Origin of the sequence: Micrococcus sp. HSID17227, assembly GCF_003989405.1 — a bacterium.
Lineage (GTDB): Bacteria > Actinomycetota > Actinomycetes > Actinomycetales > Micrococcaceae > Micrococcus > Micrococcus luteus.
Genome location: NZ_RBLN01000479.1, coordinates 1 through 677 on the forward strand (window position 1 = coordinate 1; position 677 = coordinate 677).

Annotated in this window: 1 pseudogene; it reads right to left on the minus strand. The window is 81.2% G+C overall.

The annotated features are described in order from the left end of the window. Nucleotides 1-677 (minus strand): annotated as a pseudogene (locus tag D8M29_RS13710) (ATP-dependent helicase); the annotation flags it as partial.

Here is a 677-nt window from a genome sequence, read left to right on the forward strand (position 1 = left end):
GCGGACCGGGGGCGTAGTGGGTCGGAGCGGGCCGGCGCGGCCGGGGCCGAGGGGCAGTGCAGGCGCCCGCCGCGCGGCCCGGAGCTCGGCCGGAGCCGCCGGGAACGCGAGCAGCGGGCGCCCGCGGGCCTGCATGTAGGGGGCCGGCCGCCCAGCGGCCAGGCCGGCGACGGAGCCCGCCGTGCGGGCCGGGCGATGGCCCGTGGGCACGACGCCGTCCGGCCCGGCCGGCACGGACGGCCAGTCCAGCGCGGCGCCGTAGGGGTTCGCCGGATCCGTCGCGGCCAGGGCGAGGGCGAGCGGGGCGGCGTCGACGGCGGCGTCCTCCTCGTCCCGCTGGAACCCGCGCAGCCGATCCACGACGGCGCCGGTGGAGAACTGCGCGCCGCCCAGCCCGTCGACGAAGTGGCCGCGGCGCACCTGGCCCGCGTCCTCCATCCGGGTGAGCAGCCGGTACTGCCCCGCGAAGCCGCCGGGGACCTCCTCGGCCACCACGGAGCCGCGCGTGATCACGCCGTACCGGTCCAGCAGCAGCTCGGCGGTGGCGTGGGCGCGGATCGTGGGGTCCTGCTCGGCGGCGGGCAGCAGGGACCAGCGGCCGGCCGAGCGGGCCTGTTCGGCGGCCGAGAGCCCGACGGTCCCCGCCGTGAGGCCGGCCGAGCCCCGGGCGCCGCCCC